The sequence below is a fragment of the Faecalibacillus sp. H12 genome, from assembly GCF_013361255.1.
In the GTDB taxonomy this organism is placed as follows: Bacteria; Bacillota_I; Bacilli_A; order Erysipelotrichales; family Coprobacillaceae; genus Faecalibacillus; species Faecalibacillus intestinalis.
Genome location: NZ_JABWDK010000003.1, coordinates 92,233 through 107,994, shown reverse-complemented (window position 1 = coordinate 107,994; position 15,762 = coordinate 92,233). Strand labels below are relative to the sequence as shown.

Sequence of the window (15,762 nt, the reverse complement as noted above, 5' to 3'; positions counted from 1 at the left end):
ATATTGCATTTTTAAATTGCTTTAATATTTTGGTGTTAATTCTACATACATATCTTTGTATTGTTTTGCGCTTTGTTGCCAAGAAACATCTTTATTCATATCGCGAACAACCATTTCATCCCAAGATTTTCTATTTTCAAAATAAAGTGTTTTAGCACGATTAATTGCATCATAAAGAAGTCCACTTTCATAACGATCAAAGGTAAAGCCATTACCTGTATTATCAAATAGATTATAAGGTTGAACAGTATCTTTAAGTCCACCTGTTTCTCTTACAATTGGGATAGAACCATATCTCATACTAATAAGTTGTGTAAGTCCACAAGGTTCAAATCTTGATGGTACTAATAAAGCATCGCATCCTGCATAAATATTGTGAGCGACATTTTCATTGTAGGCAATATATGCACAGAAGTTTCCTTTATATTTATTTTCATAATAACGGAAAGCATCTTCATACATCGCATCCCCTGTACCTAAAACAACAACTTGTGTATGTTCATCCATAATACTTGGAATAACATCATTAACAAGATCAAGGCCTTTTTGATTTGTAAGACGCGAAATAAGTCCAATAACAATTTTATGATCATCAACTTCTAATCCTAAGGATTCTTGAAGTGCTTTTTTATTCGCTTTTTTATTCTTGATAACAGATTGGCTATCATATTGAGCAGCTAAAAGTTTATCTGTTGCTGGATTCCAAATATCTGTGTCAATACCATTAACAATTCCTAAAATCTTACTACTATGATATCTTAAATGTTCTTCAAGACCTTCACCATACTCTTCTGTTTGAATTTCTCCAGCATACGTATTACTTACTGTTGTTAATTTATTACAATAAGTGATACCACCTTTTAACATATTCGCATCTAACCAATTTTGTGTCATACAATCTTTATTGAAGACATAATCAGGAAGATCTGACCAATATTGAATTGTTTTTCGATCATAGATACCTTGGAATCTTAAGTTATGAATTGTAAGAACAGCACCTGCACGTCCTACATTTGTATCTTTAAAGCTTGTTCTTAAATAAAGAGGAACTAAAGCTGCTTGCCAATCATGACAATGTACAATATCTGGTGTCCAATTTAAATAATTAAGTGCCGCAAGAGCTGCTTTACTAAAATAACAGAACTTAGGAATATCATCAATAAGATTCGTATATGGATTTCCCCATGAGAAGAATTCATCATTATCGATAAAATCATAAACAACACCATCTTCTTGATATTCCATAATACCTACATAATATTGTTTTCCATCTGCACATAGATCCATATAAAATGATCCCTTATATTCCATCTTTTCTTGGAACTTTTGAGGAATACATTTATATCTAGGAATAATAACTTTAACATCCATATTTAATTTAGCTAAACTCTTTGGAAGAGCTGACATAACATCCCCTAATCCACCCGTTTTTACAAATGGATAACATTCTGAACCAATAAAAGCAACACTTCTACGAGGTCCTAAATCAATTGGTTGTGATTTTTCAACAGGAACTTCTTGAATAACTTCTGTTGGTTTAGCCTCAACAGGTGTTTCACTTTTTATAGATTTTGGTTTAGCAGTAGTTGTTTTTTTGCTTGTAGCTGTTGTTGATTTAGCAGTTGTTGTCTTGTTAGTAGTTGCTTTCTTAGTAGAAGCTGTTTTTTTTGTTGATGTTGTTTTGGCAGCAACTTTTTCAGTTGTGGTTTCTGATTTTGCAGTAGCTGTCTTTTTACTTGTAGCTGTTGTTGATTTAGCAGCTGTAGCCTTTTTAGTAGTCGCTTTCTTAGCAGGCGCTGTTTTTACAGCTGGTGCTGATTCAGCAGCAACAACTTTTTCACTTGTTTCTTTTGGTTGAACAGTTGTCTTTGGTGTTGATTCAACAGTATCAACTTTTTTTGGTACTTCTACTGGTTTGACTTCAGTTACCTTTTCACTGGTAACTGGTGCCGATTTAACAACCGTATTGGCCTTTACACCCGTTGTTCTTTTTTTATTGGCTCTTGTTGTTCTTTTCTTACTTTTTTGAACTGTTTTTTTACTCATACTTTCTTCTCCCATCTTTAAAATAATATCATGTTTAAAACTCTAACTTCATCATTTTTTCTTATTAACATCTCCTATTATAGTCATTAGAATTTGCGATTTTTGTATCTTTTTAAAACTTTATTCATACAAAAATTATTTCATTTTAATTTACTTTTATATTCAAAATGTTCTTTTATTTATTGTACCATAATCAATGAATGTTGTTTATATATTCTGCACAAAAAAACAGATTCAAAAGGGAGGGGGAGAATCTGTTTTTTATCTATTATTATCTTTTTTAAAAAGGGAAGTTTATAATTAAGTTTTGTTTAAGTAAGTTCTTGTTCCTCCTTTCGTGTATTATCATAAAGAAGAAATATGAACTTTATTTTACTTTTTGATGTTTCTTCTTTGGTTGTTTTGTCAAAAATTATGTGATACCATTATTCCAAGTGATGCACCTTTGGGTGTTTTTTATTATAGGAGGGGAATCTATGAATAAAACACAAGATTTTACTAAGGGAGTTATTTGGAAACAATTACTTTTTTTCTTTTTTCCAATATTAATTGGGAGCTTTTTTCAACAACTATATAATACCGTTGATACCATTATTGTTGGTCAAGCTTGTGGGACAAATGCTCTTGCTGCTGTTGGTTCAACAGGGAATTTGACAAACTTAGTTGTTAACTTCTATGTTGGTTTATCAACTGGAGCTTCTGTTGTTATTGCTCAATATTATGGAGCTCATAATAAAGATAAGATACATCAAGCAGTCCATACTTCATATATGCTTGCTATTGTTAGTGGAATTATCATGATGCTTTTTGGTTTATTCTTTTCTTATCAATGTTTAGATGCAATAGGTGTTCCTCATGATATTTTAAATGATGCCAGTCTTTATATGAGACTTTACTTTTTAGGGATGATTCCTGGAGCTATTTATAATATTGGTTCAGGAATTTTAAGAGCTGTAGGAGATAGTAAAAGACCACTTTATTATTTAATTATTTGTAGTATTGTTAATGTTGTTTTTGATTTTGTTTTAGTTGTTATTTTACATAAAGGTATTGCTGGGGCAGCAATTGCGACTTTTATTGCTCAAACAGTATGTGCTATTTTAGTCACAATTCAACTAATGTTTTCTAAAGATGTTTATCAACTTACATTATCAAAAATTAAATTTCATTTACATGTATTAAAGAAAATTGTTAAAATTGGTGCTCCTGCTGGAATTCAATCAACAATGTATAGTATCGCTAATATCGTCTTACAAACACATATTAATGCCTTTGGAACTCAAACCATTGCTTCATGGTCAGTCTATGTAAAGATTGATGCTCTATTTTGGATGGCTATGGCAGCCATTGGTGCCGCAATTACAACTTTTGTAGGACAAAACTATGGTGCTCATCTTTATGATCGTATTCAAAAAGGAGCGAAAACAGCTTTAGCGATTGCCTTAACAATGGCAGTTTCTTTAAGTGTGATCTTATGCTTTGGGGGAAGTTATATTACAAAACTCTTTTCATCTGATCCAGCCATCATTAATCAATGTCGAAGTTTAATACTCTTTTTAATGCCTTTCTATTTTTCTTACTGTTGTGTAGAAATTTTTTCTGGAACAATGAGAGGTTGTGGGGAATCTTTTAAACCAATGCTTCTTGTCTGTATTGGTATTTGTGTTTTGCGTGTTGCTTGGGTAACCTTTATTTCTCCTCATTATCCAACATTAAAAGGTGTTGTTATTTCTTATCCAATCACTTGGTTTACAACTTCCTTTCTCTTTATTATTTATTATAAACATTTTAAAAAAGATCATTTTGGAGCATAGTTATGCGACGAACAGAACGAGAAATTACAGATTCAAATAAAAGAAATCATTGAAAATAATTAATGTTGCCGTTTATGTTTTATAGATCAAGGCAGTGTTTTGTTCATTTAAATTATTGTTATACTTATAATAATAAACATTCATGTTGCAAAAGTAGGAAAGAAACTCGATTTAATATATTTTGTTGAAAGAAGAACATCTTGTCAATATTCTATGAAATATCAAAATATTATGGGAAAAGGGCATATTGAATTGATAGAAGATAAGGAAAAAAGAAGTTAGAATTACAATTAATCATGAAAAATGCAGCGGATAAAGAAGTCGTATTTAATGATCAAAAGGTAAGTAATGTTGCTACTATGAAATTAATTGTAGATACACTAACTTGTATTCTGCTCTAGGAAGGGTAATGGCATACCCCTATCTTGCACTACAACCTATCAGAAATGAACTGGTCTGCCAACAATGTTGGCAGGTAACAATAATCCCCTGTCTTTAGACATGAGGAGAACATTCATACAATGATTAAAAAACAAATCAATTAAAAACCGCACATTGTGCGGTTTCACATATTATAAATCTACTCCATAATCACTTACAACAACTTGTCCTGTAAGTGGTGCTGCATCATCACTTGCTAAGAAAAGTGCTACTTTTGCAACATCTAAAGGACTACAAGGTTGAAGTGTTAAATCACTATGAGCTGACATAGCACCCATCATTTTCATATCCATTGTATCAGGTGTTAATCCTGCTGCCATATCTGTTGTAATACTTCCTGGACAGATAACATTACATCTAATTTTTTCTTTAGCAAAACGCATTGCTGCATGTTTTGTTACCCCAATAATTGCTGCTTTAGTAGATACATAAACAGCACCACCAGCACCATATTGTCCAGCAACACTTGAGATATTAACGATAGAAGCTCCACTTTTCATCACTTTTAAAGCTTCTGACATACAATACATTGTTCCTTTTTGATTAATATCAATAACTCTATTTAAATCATCATAATCAATTTGATCAATCGCATTTAATCCTTTATCTAAAACACCTGCATTATTAATTAAAATATCTAATTGACCAAAAGTTTCAACTGTTTTACTTACTAAGTTTTTAACATCATCCACTTTAGAAATATCAGTAGGAACACATAAAACAGTTCCTCCTGCTGCTTCAATTTCTTTTGCTGCTTCTTCCAAGACTTGTTGACGTCTTGCTGAAATAACAACTTTTGCTCCTTCACTTGCAAACAATTTAGCGATTTCTTTACCTACGCCAGCATTTCCTCCTGTAATAATTGCCACTTTATTATCCAATTTTCCCATAAAAAATCCTCCTAGGTATATAGTAACACATGTAAGCGCTTAACTCTATCTTTTTCATATCCCAAAATTGTATATGCGTTTACCATATTTTTACACACTGTTCACACTTCCATATGTTAAAGAATGGGTACTATATAGGTGTCAGGAGGAGATAGACATGAAAAAGAAATTATCCGTTATAATCAGTGTAATTTGTATTATTGTTTCCTTAGGTTCTATTTCAGGAACTCTGTATTATGCTAAAAATCATAATACATTTTCTATGATGCAACAAACAGGAGGAACACCTCCTGCAATGCCTAGTCAAAGAGATAACAGTTCACAAGACAGTAATCAAAATAATTCTCAACAAAATAATGAATCTAATCAACAAGATTCATCTGAAAATAGTAACCAAAGTACAAATGATCAATCAAATTCACAAGCTACAACTCAAAATGGACAAGCACCTAGTGGTATGCCAGGACAAAGTGATCAAAATTCAAACGGTACTCAACAAGGTATGCCTGGTCAAAATGAACAAAACAGTAATCAACCAAGTCAAATGAATCAAAATACTTCATCAAATCTATCTTTATCAGCATTACAAATCGTGATTATTAGTGTGAGTGTTTTAGTCTTTATGTTTGCTGTTACTTATTTAATTATGAGTAAATTTGGAAGCAAGACACTTGCTGAAACATTCTATGGAGCTAAACCTACAGCTATCTATGCTGTTGTCAATGTTGTAGGAACAATCTTACTTGTATGTGCTCTTGTATTATCAAGTAATGCTTTGTTATTTAATAACGCTTCATCTTCAAACAATACATCACAAATAACAACTGAAGGTGTTGTTGATGTTTCTGATAGTCAAGAATTATCAAATAAAACATTATCAACCACTTCTTCAGATGAATCCGCCATTGTTGTAAACGATGGCGGTTCATTGAATGCAACAGGTTTAACAATTTCTAAATCAGGTGATTCTTCAAATACTGAAAACAGTGAATTTTATGGTTTAAATGCTGCTGTCCTTGTTCAAAAAGGAAGTGAAGCAACGATCAAAGATACAACAATTGAAACAAATGCCACAGGTGCTAACGCTATTTTCTCTACCGGAGAAAATGCAATAATCAATGTAAGTAATACAAAAATTACTACAACTGAAGATTCATCTCGTGGTTTAGATGCGACTTATGGTGGAACCATTAACGCTAATATAGTAACTATTACCACAAGCGGTCAACACTGTGCTGCTGTTGCTACTGATCGTGGTGAAGGAACAGTTACTGTTAAAAATTCAACTTTAAATACAAATGGAAAAGGTTCACCTTGTGTTTATTCAACAGGTACAATTTCTGTTTCTGATTCTAAAGGAACGGCAACTGATTCTTCATGTGCAGTTATTGAAGGTAAAAACAGTATTACTTTAAATAACACAAAACTTACAAGTTATGGTGTAGGCCGTGTAGATGATGGTATTGATAATTGTGGTGTCATGATTTATCAAAGTATGTCTGGAGATGCTAGCGAAGGAACGGGAACATTCAGTGCAACTGATTCAACACTTACCATTTCAAAAAAATCAAAAGTTTATGAAACATCGCCTATGTTTTTCATTACGAATACAGATGCAGTGATTAACCTAGAAAATACAAAATTAAATTATGGAAGTAATCAATTAGTTACTGTTTCTGGAAATGATGGTGAATGGGGTAGTCAAGGAAGTAATGGTGGAAACTTAACATTTAATGCGACAAATCAAATATTAAATGGAAATATCAGTGTCGATAATATTTCTACCGCTTCATTTATTTTAAAAAGCTCAACTCTTACAAGTACAATCAATAGTGAAAACAACGCTAAAGAAGTTAACTTATCTTTATATAGTTCTTCTAAATGGGTCGTTACTGGAGATAGTTATGTTACTACTTTAACTTTAGAAAACAATGATTTATCTTTAATTGAAGATAATGGTTATACAATTTATTATGATGCTTCTGCCAATAGTTGGTTAAATGGACAAACTATTACCTTATCTAATGGTGGAACATTAACACCAATTAAATAAATACAAGACAGCACAAAATGTGCTGTTTTTAATTTTAGAACAAGTAACTTTTAGAAAAAATTTCATAATATAAAAAATCAATAATAAATGCCAATAAAAATTCATCTAAATATTATTATCTAATGAATACTAATTAAAAATATGGTAGAATAATCTAAATAAAGGAGGAGCTTGAATATGAATAAAATGAATATTAATGATTTTCCTAGTTTAGATGGAGTATCACTTATTCCAACAAAGACATTAAAATTAATGATTGATATTTATAATCAAGAGGTTGAAAAAGAAAGTATTCAATATGAAAATAAGGTAAAATATAAAGCTTCACTTGTAAAGGAAGGAAAATCTAAAGCTTATAACGAAGATGAGTTTCTTGAATTATTAGAAAAAGAAGGCTTATAACTTGAAAGTCTTAGTTGATCAAAGTGTTTTCTTATTTTTAAAAGAAAATAAAATATCTATCTCTAAAGAAATAAAAGAAATAATTTCTTCTTTAAAGAATTTTCCTAAAATGTATCCAAGAATTGCAAATGATGATTCTATTCGTCATTTCTTCATAAAAAATATAGAATTTGGCTATATGATTGATGAAGATAAAATTATTATCGCTGATTGTAAATTCACCAAGTCAAATAAAACACTGAAAATTAAAAGATATTTAAATAAGCTAACAAATCGTTAGCTTATTATTTTGAATAATGAATATGCATTAATTTCCATTGATTGTTTTCTTTAATGACGATTTGTGTTTCTAAACCTTGGATACCATAAGGTTCATGTGTTTCTCTACAAATACATTCTGTATGATATTTAAATACTACAATTGCTTTATTATCATCAATCATTCGAATATCAATATTTTCAACCACTAAATCAATAGATTCATAACATTTTTGGATACCACCAATTAAAAAATCTTGATAGATAGCATCCGTTCCAGTGAATTGATCCGTAATGGAAATCAACATATTTTCTTTTGAAGACCATAAAACTTTAAATTCTTTTTCATTTTGTGAATGCACAGCATGTGCATAGTTATAAACGAGTTGTTTGATTTTTTCCATAATTTTCTCCTTAATATTTTTATACTTATTATACTATTTCTAAAAGATACGTGACAAACGGGATTGTTAAAATGGATAATAATGATGATAAAACTAACACCTTCGTTGCAAATAGAGCATTGACACTATATTGTTTAGCCAAAAGCACTGTCGCTGTTGCAGCTGGAATAGCAGTTAATAAAACACATACATTTCTACATAGTCTATTTACTGGAAATATCAAGAATAGAATCAAAATAATACAAGGAATCATGATTAAACGATAAATACTAAATAAAATAACATGTTTATTGATCAATTCTCTAAATCTTAGATTACTTGCAAATGTCCCAACTACAATGAGACATAATGGTGTTGAACAAGAACCTATCATTTTTATAGTTTTACTAATGCCTGTTGGAAGATAAATATGTAAATTATAAGCAATCATCACAATAATTCCAATGAATATAGAGATAACACAAGGGTGTAATACGATTTTTTTTAAAGATTTTTCTTGCTTATTTTGACTATATAGTGAGATCCCATATGACCACATAAGTATTCTTTGCGGAGGGACAAACAAAGATGCATAAAGCATTCCTATAAAATTTGCATTACTAACCATGGTCCCATATTTCACAATTATTTGTTCATCTTTATCCCATTTTTTGTATAAAAAAAAGAGTTTAAAATAAAATATATAACCTGAATTCCTATAGAAATAATTAAAACCATTCCTGCGGTCACTAATATTTTATGAGTAATCTTCATTTCAAATGTTGAAATGATTCCACATGGTATAATAATTTTTACAATTAAATCAGTTAATTGATCCACTGTATGTCCATCAATAACGTTATTCCTTTTCAAATAAATTCCTAATACAATTAAAATAAAAATTTCACTCAATAAATCCACTGCAATCATCTTTTTTCTCCTATCATTTTGTATAAAAAAAGTATATACTTTTACTGATATTTATATAAGTACGCACTTTGAAGTGATATAGTTTCTTCAAAGAAACCATGGGAAAGGAAATATATGAGAAAAAAAGTCTTTGGTGTTTTACAAAGAATAGGACGTAGTTTTATGTTACCTATTGCTGTTCTTCCAATTGCAGGGATGTTTTTAGGAATTGGAAGTTCACTTACAAATGAAGCAACGATTGCTTCACTTGGTATGGAAAGTATTTTGGGATATGGAACAATTTTAAATCAAATATTAACGTTATTAATGGCTGTTGGACAAACTATTTTTGATAATCTACCGTTAATTTTTGCCGCTTCTGTTGCTTCAGGAATGGCTAAGAAATCAAAAGAAGTCGCTGTTTTATCTTCGATTATTGCTTTTTTTGTGATGCATTCAACAATTCATAGTTTACTTACTTTTAATGGTGTTATTAATGGTAATAAAGTTTTAGTTGATGCCGTAGATGGAACATTGATAAATGTATATGGACAAATGTCACTACAAATGGGAGTCTTTGGTGGGATTATTGTTGGTTTAGGTGTAAGTTATTTACATAACCATTTCTATCAAATTCAATTACCTAATTTTTTATCTTTCTTTGAAGGGGAAAGATTTGTCCCAATTATTTCAACAATTGTTTATATTTTTATTGGTTTTTTAATGTTTTATATTTGGCCTAGTATTCAATCAAGTATCTTTAAGATTGGACAATTGATTGCCAGTAGTGGTTATGGAGGTACTTTCGTTTATGGAATTGTTAAACGAGCTCTTGTTCCTTTTGGTTTGCACCATGTTTTCTATACGCCTTTTTATCAAACAGCTATTGGGGGATCAATGGAAGTTAATGGGGTCTTAGTTCATGGTGCTCAAAATATTTTCTTTGCTCAATTAGCTGATCCAAACCTAAAACATTTCAGTGTTGAAGCAACAAAATATTTCTCTGGTGAATTTATGATTATGATTTTCGGTTTACCAGGTGCTGCTTTAGCGATGTATCAATGTGCTAAAGATGAATCAAAAAAAGTTGTAAGAAGTCTCTTTTTATCAGCGGCTCTTACCAGTATATTGACTGGAATTACTGAACCGATTGAATTCACCTTTATCTTTGTAGCACCTATGTTATTTGTAGTGGATGTCTTTTTAGCGGGTACGGCTTTTGTTTTAGCACAAGTTTTAAGAGTGACAATTGGCTTTACTTTTTCTTGTGGTTTGATTGATTTTCTTGTTTTTGGGGTATTACAAGGCAATAGTAAAACTCATTGGATTTTTATTGTAATCTTTGGGCTTATTTATTTCTTCCTATATTATTTTTCATTCCGTTTTTTAATTAAGAAATTTGATTTAAAAACTCCAGGAAGAGAAGATGATAATAAATTAACGATTTTTAATAAAAAGAAAATGGATTATTCTTTTGATCAATCCTTAATTGATCCTCAAGTTCAAATGATTCTTAAAGGATTAGGTGGTCGCCATAACTTTACAGATCTAGATTGTTGTATTACACGATTACGTGCAACCTTACAAGAACCTGAATTAGTAAGTGAAGCTTCTTTAAAACAAGCAGGGGCTGCAGCTGTATTATTACAAGGAAATGCAATTCAAATTATTTTTGGTCCTAAAGCTTCTTCTTTAAAAACAAAGATTGATGATTATCTTGAAAACGTCCCTGAAGCTTATGATGAAGAAAAAACAATTGTTTATCATACAACAGATTTAGAAATTGGGAATATTGTTGATGGCGAAGTTTTACCAATTGAAGATTGTAGTGATGATATCTTTGCCCATAAACTTCTAGGGGATGGTTTAATGATTCGCCCTCTTCATGGTGTAGTGGTTTCTCCTTGTGATGGAACGATTTCCATGCTTTATCCTACAAAACATGCTATTGGTATAGAATTGGATAATGGAATGGAATTATTGATTCATTTTGGTATTAATACCGTAAAATTAAATGGACAAGGGTTTGAACTTCTTGTTAAAATAAACCAAAGGGTCAAAAAAGGAGATCTTTTATGGAATGCAGATTTGCATTATATTAAAGAAAATGCGGTAGATGATTGTCTTTTAATGATCGTAACCAAAGGACAAGGGTCTCTTGAAAAGATTTATGGAAATAAAAAAAGTGGCGAAACAGTTTTAAAAATAAGAGAGTAGGTGAACAAAATGTATCAAGTCTTAAAAATATTAAATAATAATACCATTCTTGCTAAAGAAGGTAATAATGAAATTATTATTTTGGCTAAAGGAATTGGTTTTGGTAAAAAAGTAAATGATCATTTTGAAATTCCACCTCAAGCTAAAAAATATATGATGCAAAAAAACTATCAAGCCAAAGATAAGTTAAAGAAAGTTATTGATTATATTAATCCAGTTTATTTAGAAATTGCGGCTGAAATCATCAAAGAAGCAACTAATAAATTTCAAAAAGTAAATCATGATATTCTTATTCCACTTGCTGATCATATTCATTTTACAATCAAACGTATGGATGAAAATATCATGCCTAGTAATCCATTTACTTATGATATACGACTTCTTTTCCCTGATGAATATGAAGTTGCTTTAAAATCAAAAGAAATAATTAAATCTTTTATTAATAAAGAAATCAACAATGATGAAGTAAGTTTCATTACTTTACATATTCACTCGGCAATTTCTTCTAATAAAGTAGGAGAATCCATGGAAGCTGCTCGTATTGTTCATGAAAGTATTATTAAATTACAAACGGATTTAAATGTAAAAATTGATATTGAATCTATTTCTTATGCTCGTTTAATGAATCATATTAAATTCCTAATCATTCGTTTAAATACTAATGAACAATTACAAATGGATATTAGTGAATTTACAAAAAATAAATTTCCTTTTGCTTATGAACAAGCAATAAGAATGTGTGATAATTTATCAAAGGTACTTCATAAAGAATTACCAGAATCAGAAGTTGGTTATCTTGCTTTACATTTGGAAAGAATTTTATCAAGTGCATTTCAAAATTAGGGGTCACTCCTTTTTTTATTTATTGATAAATTGTGATTGTTTTATATTATATTTTATTCTTTTCATTATTTTTTGTATGATAAAAAATAATGAAAGAACATAAAAATGCAAAAAAATGATTGACGCTTACATTTTTTGGTGTTAGTATACCACTGTAATTAAATTGAATATTCAATAGTGTGTAACTTTAAGTAGGCATTAACTATTTTAAAAAAGAGCAATAGCTTTATTGTATCTTCTTTTAAATAGTTGGCCTACTTTTTTTGTTATTCAATGTTAATTAAAGAGAGGGAGGAAAAATATGGTAGGAATTATTCTTGCAAGTCATGGTGAATTCGCTAATGGAATTTTACAATCTGGTTCTATGATTTTCGGTGAACAAAAAGATGTAAAAGCTGTGACTTTACAACCAAGTGAAGGTCCTGATGATTTAAGAGCAAAAATGGAAGAAGCTATTTCCACTTTTGAAAATCAAGACGAAGTTCTTTTCTTAGTTGATTTATGGAGTGGTACTCCTTTCAATCAAGCAAACTTATTACTTAACGGTCATGAAGATCATTGGGCAATCGTTACTGGGTTAAATTTACCAATGCTTATTGAAGCATATGCAATGCGTATGTCTACTGACAGCGCACATGAAATCGCAACTCATATCTGTGAAGTTGCTAGAGACGGAGTTAACATTCGTCCAGAAGAATTAGAACCTAAAAAGGAAGAAGCAGTAAAAGCTGAAAAACCAGCACCTGCTGGGGCTATTCCTGAAGGAACTGTTCTTGGAGATGGACATATTAAATATGTCTTAGCTCGTGTTGATACACGTTTATTACATGGTCAAGTAGCTACTACTTGGACAAAATCAACTCAACCAACTCGTATCATTGTTGTATCTGATGCAGTATCTCAAGATGCATTACGTAAACAAATGATTGAACAAGCTGCACCACCAGGTGTTAAAGCAAACGTTGTACCAGTCAAAAAGATGATTGAAGTCGCTAAAGATCCTCGTTTTGGTGCTACTAAAGCTTTATTGTTATTTGAAACTCCTCAAGATGCTTTAAGAGCTATTGAAGGTGGCGTTGATATTAAAGAATTAAATATTGGTTCTATGGCTCACTCAGTTGGTAAAGTAGTTGTTAATAAAGCCATTGCTATGGATCAAAAAGATGTTGAAACTTTAGAAAAATTAAAAGAAATGGGTGTTACTTTCGATGTTCGTAAAGTACCTGCTGATTCTAAAGAAAATATGGACAGTCTTCTTAAAAAAGCAAAGACTGAACTTCAAAATATGAAATAGGGGGAAAATTTAATGTCTGCAATTACTATTATGTTAATTATTTTAGTAGCATTATTAGCAGGTATGGAAGGGATTTTAGATGAATTCCAATTCCATCAACCACTAGTAGCGTGTACTTTAATTGGTTTAGTTTCAGGACATCTAAGTGAAGGTATTGTCTTAGGTGGTTCTCTACAAATGATTGCCTTAGGATGGGCAAACGTTGGTGCTGCTGTTGCTCCAGATGCTGCTTTAGCTTCTGTTGCTTCTGCAATTATCATGGTTTTAGGTTTAAATGGTGGTACTGTTAATACACAAACAGCTATCTCTACTTCAATTGCTGTTGCAATTCCTTTATCAGTAGCTGGTTTATTCTTAACTATGATCTGTCGTACAATCGCTATCCCATTAGTTCACTTAATGGATGGTGCTGCTGAAAAAGGTGATTACCGTAAAATTGAAATCTATCAAATTTTAGGTATCTTATTACAAGGTGTCAGAATCGCAGTTCCTGCTGCTGCACTATGTATCGTTCCTGCTGAAGCAGTAACTAGTGTTTTAAATCAAATGCCTGCTTGGTTATCAGGTGGTATGACTGTTGGTGGTGGAATGGTTGCCGCTGTAGGTTATGCAATGGTTATTAATATGATGTCAACTAAAGAAACTTGGCCATTCTTTGCTATCGGTTTCGTATTAGCTGCATTAAGCGAATTAACATTAATCGCTTTAGGTGCTTTAGGTGTTGCTATTGCTTTAATTTACTTAGGATTAAAAGAAAACGGTGGTTCTGGTAATGGTGGTTCTACTGGTTCTGGTGATCCATTAGGTGATATTTTAAATGACTATTAATCTTGAAGGAGGAAAGAAATATGGCAGAAAAAATTCAATTAACTAAAAAAGATCGTTTATCAGTTGCTTGGCGTCATCAGTTCCTTCAAGGATCATGGAACTATGAACGTATGCAAAATGGTGGTTGGTGTTATTCAATTATCCCAGCTATCAAAAAATTATACAAAGATCCACAAGATAGAGCAGATGCTTTAAAAAGACATCTAGAATTCTATAATACACATCCTTATGTTTCAGCCCCAGTTATGGGTGTTACATTAGCCTTAGAAGAAGAAAGAGCTAATGGTGCTGAAATCAATAATCAAGCTATTCAAGGGGTTAAAGTTGGTATGATGGGACCTCTTGCAGGGGTTGGAGATCCAGTATTCTGGTTCACTTTAAGACCAATCTTAGGTGCTTTAGGTGCTTCTCTTGCTTTAGGTGGAAGTATTGTTGGTCCATTATTATTCTTCTTTGCTTGGAATATTATCCGTATGGCATTTATTTGGTATACTCAAGAATTTGGATATAAAGTTGGTACTTCTATCGCAAAAGATTTATCTGGTGGTTTATTAGGTAAAATTACTCAAGGTGCTTCTATTTTAGGTATGTTCATTATCGGTTCTTTAGTTCAACGTTGGGTAAGTATTTCATTTACTCCTGTTGTTTCTAGAGTTACTCAATCTGAAGGTGCTTATATTGATTGGAGTCAAATCAAAGGTGGGGCTGAAGGTATTAAATCAGCTTTATCTCAATATGCTTCCCTTGGAGCTACTGGATTAGATAAAATTAAAGTTACTACTTTACAACAAAACTTAGATCAATTAATTCCTGGTCTTGCAGCATTATTACTTACATTACTTTGCTGCTGGTTATTAAAGAAAAAAGTTTCACCAATCGTTATTATCGTTGCATTATTTATCGTTGGTATCTTAGCTCGTTTAGCTGGAATTATGTAATTTAAAAAGTTCAATATTTATGGAGGGAATATATGGTACAATCATTAAATAAAAAAGTCGATTTAACAATTAATGCTACGTCTTATTTAGGAATGGCAAACTATGGTAAAGTGTTAGTCGGGGATGAAGCTTTTGAATATTACAATGATAAAAACGTCAATGATTATATTCAAATTCCTTGGTCTGAAGTAACAGAAATCATGGCAAGTGTCATGTTTAAAGGAAAATGGATTCCTCGTTTTGCAGTTGTTACGAAAAACAACGGAAACTTTATCTTTTCGACAAGAGATAATAAAAAGACATTAAGAGCTATTAGAAATTATGTTGATCCAAATAATATGGTTCGTTCTCTTAGTTTCTTTCAAGTAATCTCTCGTGGTTTAAAATCATTATTCAAACGTAAATAAATATTGAGCAAAGGAGCTTCATTGCTCCTTTTTTTTGTT

15 protein-coding genes are annotated in these 15,762 nt (G+C 31.1%); 10 read left to right on the top strand and 5 right to left on the bottom strand.

Annotated elements, in window-relative coordinates; genetic code table 11:
• Window positions 1–21: 21 nt before the first annotated feature.
• Entirely contained in the window at window positions 22–2,046 is a 2,025-nt protein-coding gene (locus HUU89_RS05205) for a glycogen synthase (RefSeq protein ID WP_175301162.1), read from the bottom strand.
• Window positions 2,047–2,522: 476 nt separating this feature from the next.
• Here HUU89_RS05205 and HUU89_RS05200 point away from each other — a divergent pair, with 476 nt between their 5' ends.
• A complete protein-coding gene (locus tag HUU89_RS05200; protein ID WP_175301161.1) occupies window positions 2,523–3,860 on the top strand; it encodes an MATE family efflux transporter in 1,338 nt (445 codons plus the stop codon).
• A gap of 572 nt (window positions 3,861–4,432) precedes the next feature.
• Here the strand turns inward: HUU89_RS05200 and HUU89_RS05195 are convergent.
• Window positions 4,433–5,191: an SDR family NAD(P)-dependent oxidoreductase gene (locus HUU89_RS05195; protein ID WP_022002084.1), complete on the bottom strand. Its 759-nt coding sequence runs from the start codon at window positions 5,189–5,191 to the stop codon at window positions 4,433–4,435.
• A 157-nt stretch (window positions 5,192–5,348) separates the two neighbouring features.
• On the opposite strand from HUU89_RS05195, the gene HUU89_RS05190 reads away from it, so the two are divergent.
• The 3 genes from HUU89_RS05190 to HUU89_RS05180 all read left to right on the top strand — a co-directional run bounded on the left by HUU89_RS05190 (window position 5,349) and on the right by HUU89_RS05180 (window position 7,926).
• Window positions 5,349–7,244, top strand: coding sequence for a hypothetical protein (locus tag HUU89_RS05190; protein WP_175301160.1), 1,896 nt, complete (start codon window positions 5,349–5,351; stop codon window positions 7,242–7,244).
• 177 nt (window positions 7,245–7,421) lie between these two features.
• Entirely contained in the window at window positions 7,422–7,646 is a 225-nt protein-coding gene (locus tag HUU89_RS05185; protein ID WP_175301159.1) for a hypothetical protein, read from the top strand.
• Window position 7,647: 1 nt separating this feature from the next.
• Window positions 7,648–7,926 (top strand): hypothetical protein, encoded by a 279-nt coding sequence (locus tag HUU89_RS05180; RefSeq protein WP_175301158.1) that lies wholly within the window; start codon window positions 7,648–7,650, stop codon window positions 7,924–7,926.
• 4 nt (window positions 7,927–7,930) lie between these two features.
• Here HUU89_RS05180 and HUU89_RS05175 read toward each other — a convergent pair whose 3' ends face one another.
• The 3 genes from HUU89_RS05175 to HUU89_RS05165 are packed head-to-tail and all read right to left on the bottom strand — an operon-like array spanning window position 7,931 to window position 9,217.
• On the bottom strand, window positions 7,931–8,308 hold the full coding sequence (locus HUU89_RS05175; protein WP_175301157.1) for a nuclear transport factor 2 family protein: 378 nt from the start codon (window positions 8,306–8,308) through the stop codon (window positions 7,931–7,933).
• Window positions 8,309–8,336: 28 nt separating this feature from the next.
• Window positions 8,337–8,915, bottom strand: a complete 579-nt coding sequence (locus HUU89_RS05170; RefSeq protein WP_175301156.1) for an AEC family transporter — start codon at window positions 8,913–8,915, stop codon at window positions 8,337–8,339.
• 17 nt (window positions 8,916–8,932) lie between these two features.
• Window positions 8,933–9,217 (bottom strand): AEC family transporter, encoded by a 285-nt coding sequence (locus HUU89_RS05165; protein WP_175301155.1) that lies wholly within the window; start codon window positions 9,215–9,217, stop codon window positions 8,933–8,935.
• 114 nt (window positions 9,218–9,331) lie between these two features.
• On the opposite strand from HUU89_RS05165, the gene HUU89_RS05160 reads away from it, so the two are divergent.
• From HUU89_RS05160 to HUU89_RS05135, 6 genes are all read left to right on the top strand, one after another.
• Window positions 9,332–11,413, top strand: coding sequence for a PTS transporter subunit IIABC (locus HUU89_RS05160; RefSeq protein WP_175301154.1), 2,082 nt, complete (start codon window positions 9,332–9,334; stop codon window positions 11,411–11,413).
• 9 nt (window positions 11,414–11,422) lie between these two features.
• Entirely contained in the window at window positions 11,423–12,256 is an 834-nt protein-coding gene (locus HUU89_RS05155; RefSeq protein ID WP_032091071.1) for a PRD domain-containing protein, read from the top strand.
• A 301-nt stretch (window positions 12,257–12,557) separates the two neighbouring features.
• Window positions 12,558–13,550, top strand: coding sequence for a PTS sugar transporter subunit IIB (locus HUU89_RS05150; protein WP_117480524.1), 993 nt, complete (start codon window positions 12,558–12,560; stop codon window positions 13,548–13,550).
• A 12-nt stretch (window positions 13,551–13,562) separates the two neighbouring features.
• Window positions 13,563–14,378: a PTS mannose/fructose/sorbose transporter subunit IIC gene (locus HUU89_RS05145; protein WP_175301153.1), complete on the top strand. Its 816-nt coding sequence runs from the start codon at window positions 13,563–13,565 to the stop codon at window positions 14,376–14,378.
• Window positions 14,379–14,398: 20 nt separating this feature from the next.
• Window positions 14,399–15,316, top strand: coding sequence for a PTS system mannose/fructose/sorbose family transporter subunit IID (locus tag HUU89_RS05140; protein ID WP_032091074.1), 918 nt, complete (start codon window positions 14,399–14,401; stop codon window positions 15,314–15,316).
• Window positions 15,317–15,348: 32 nt separating this feature from the next.
• Complete coding sequence (locus HUU89_RS05135; RefSeq protein ID WP_175301152.1) at window positions 15,349–15,723, top strand: DUF956 family protein; 375 nt, start codon at window positions 15,349–15,351, stop codon at window positions 15,721–15,723.
• The last annotated feature ends 39 nt before the right edge of the window (window positions 15,724–15,762 follow it).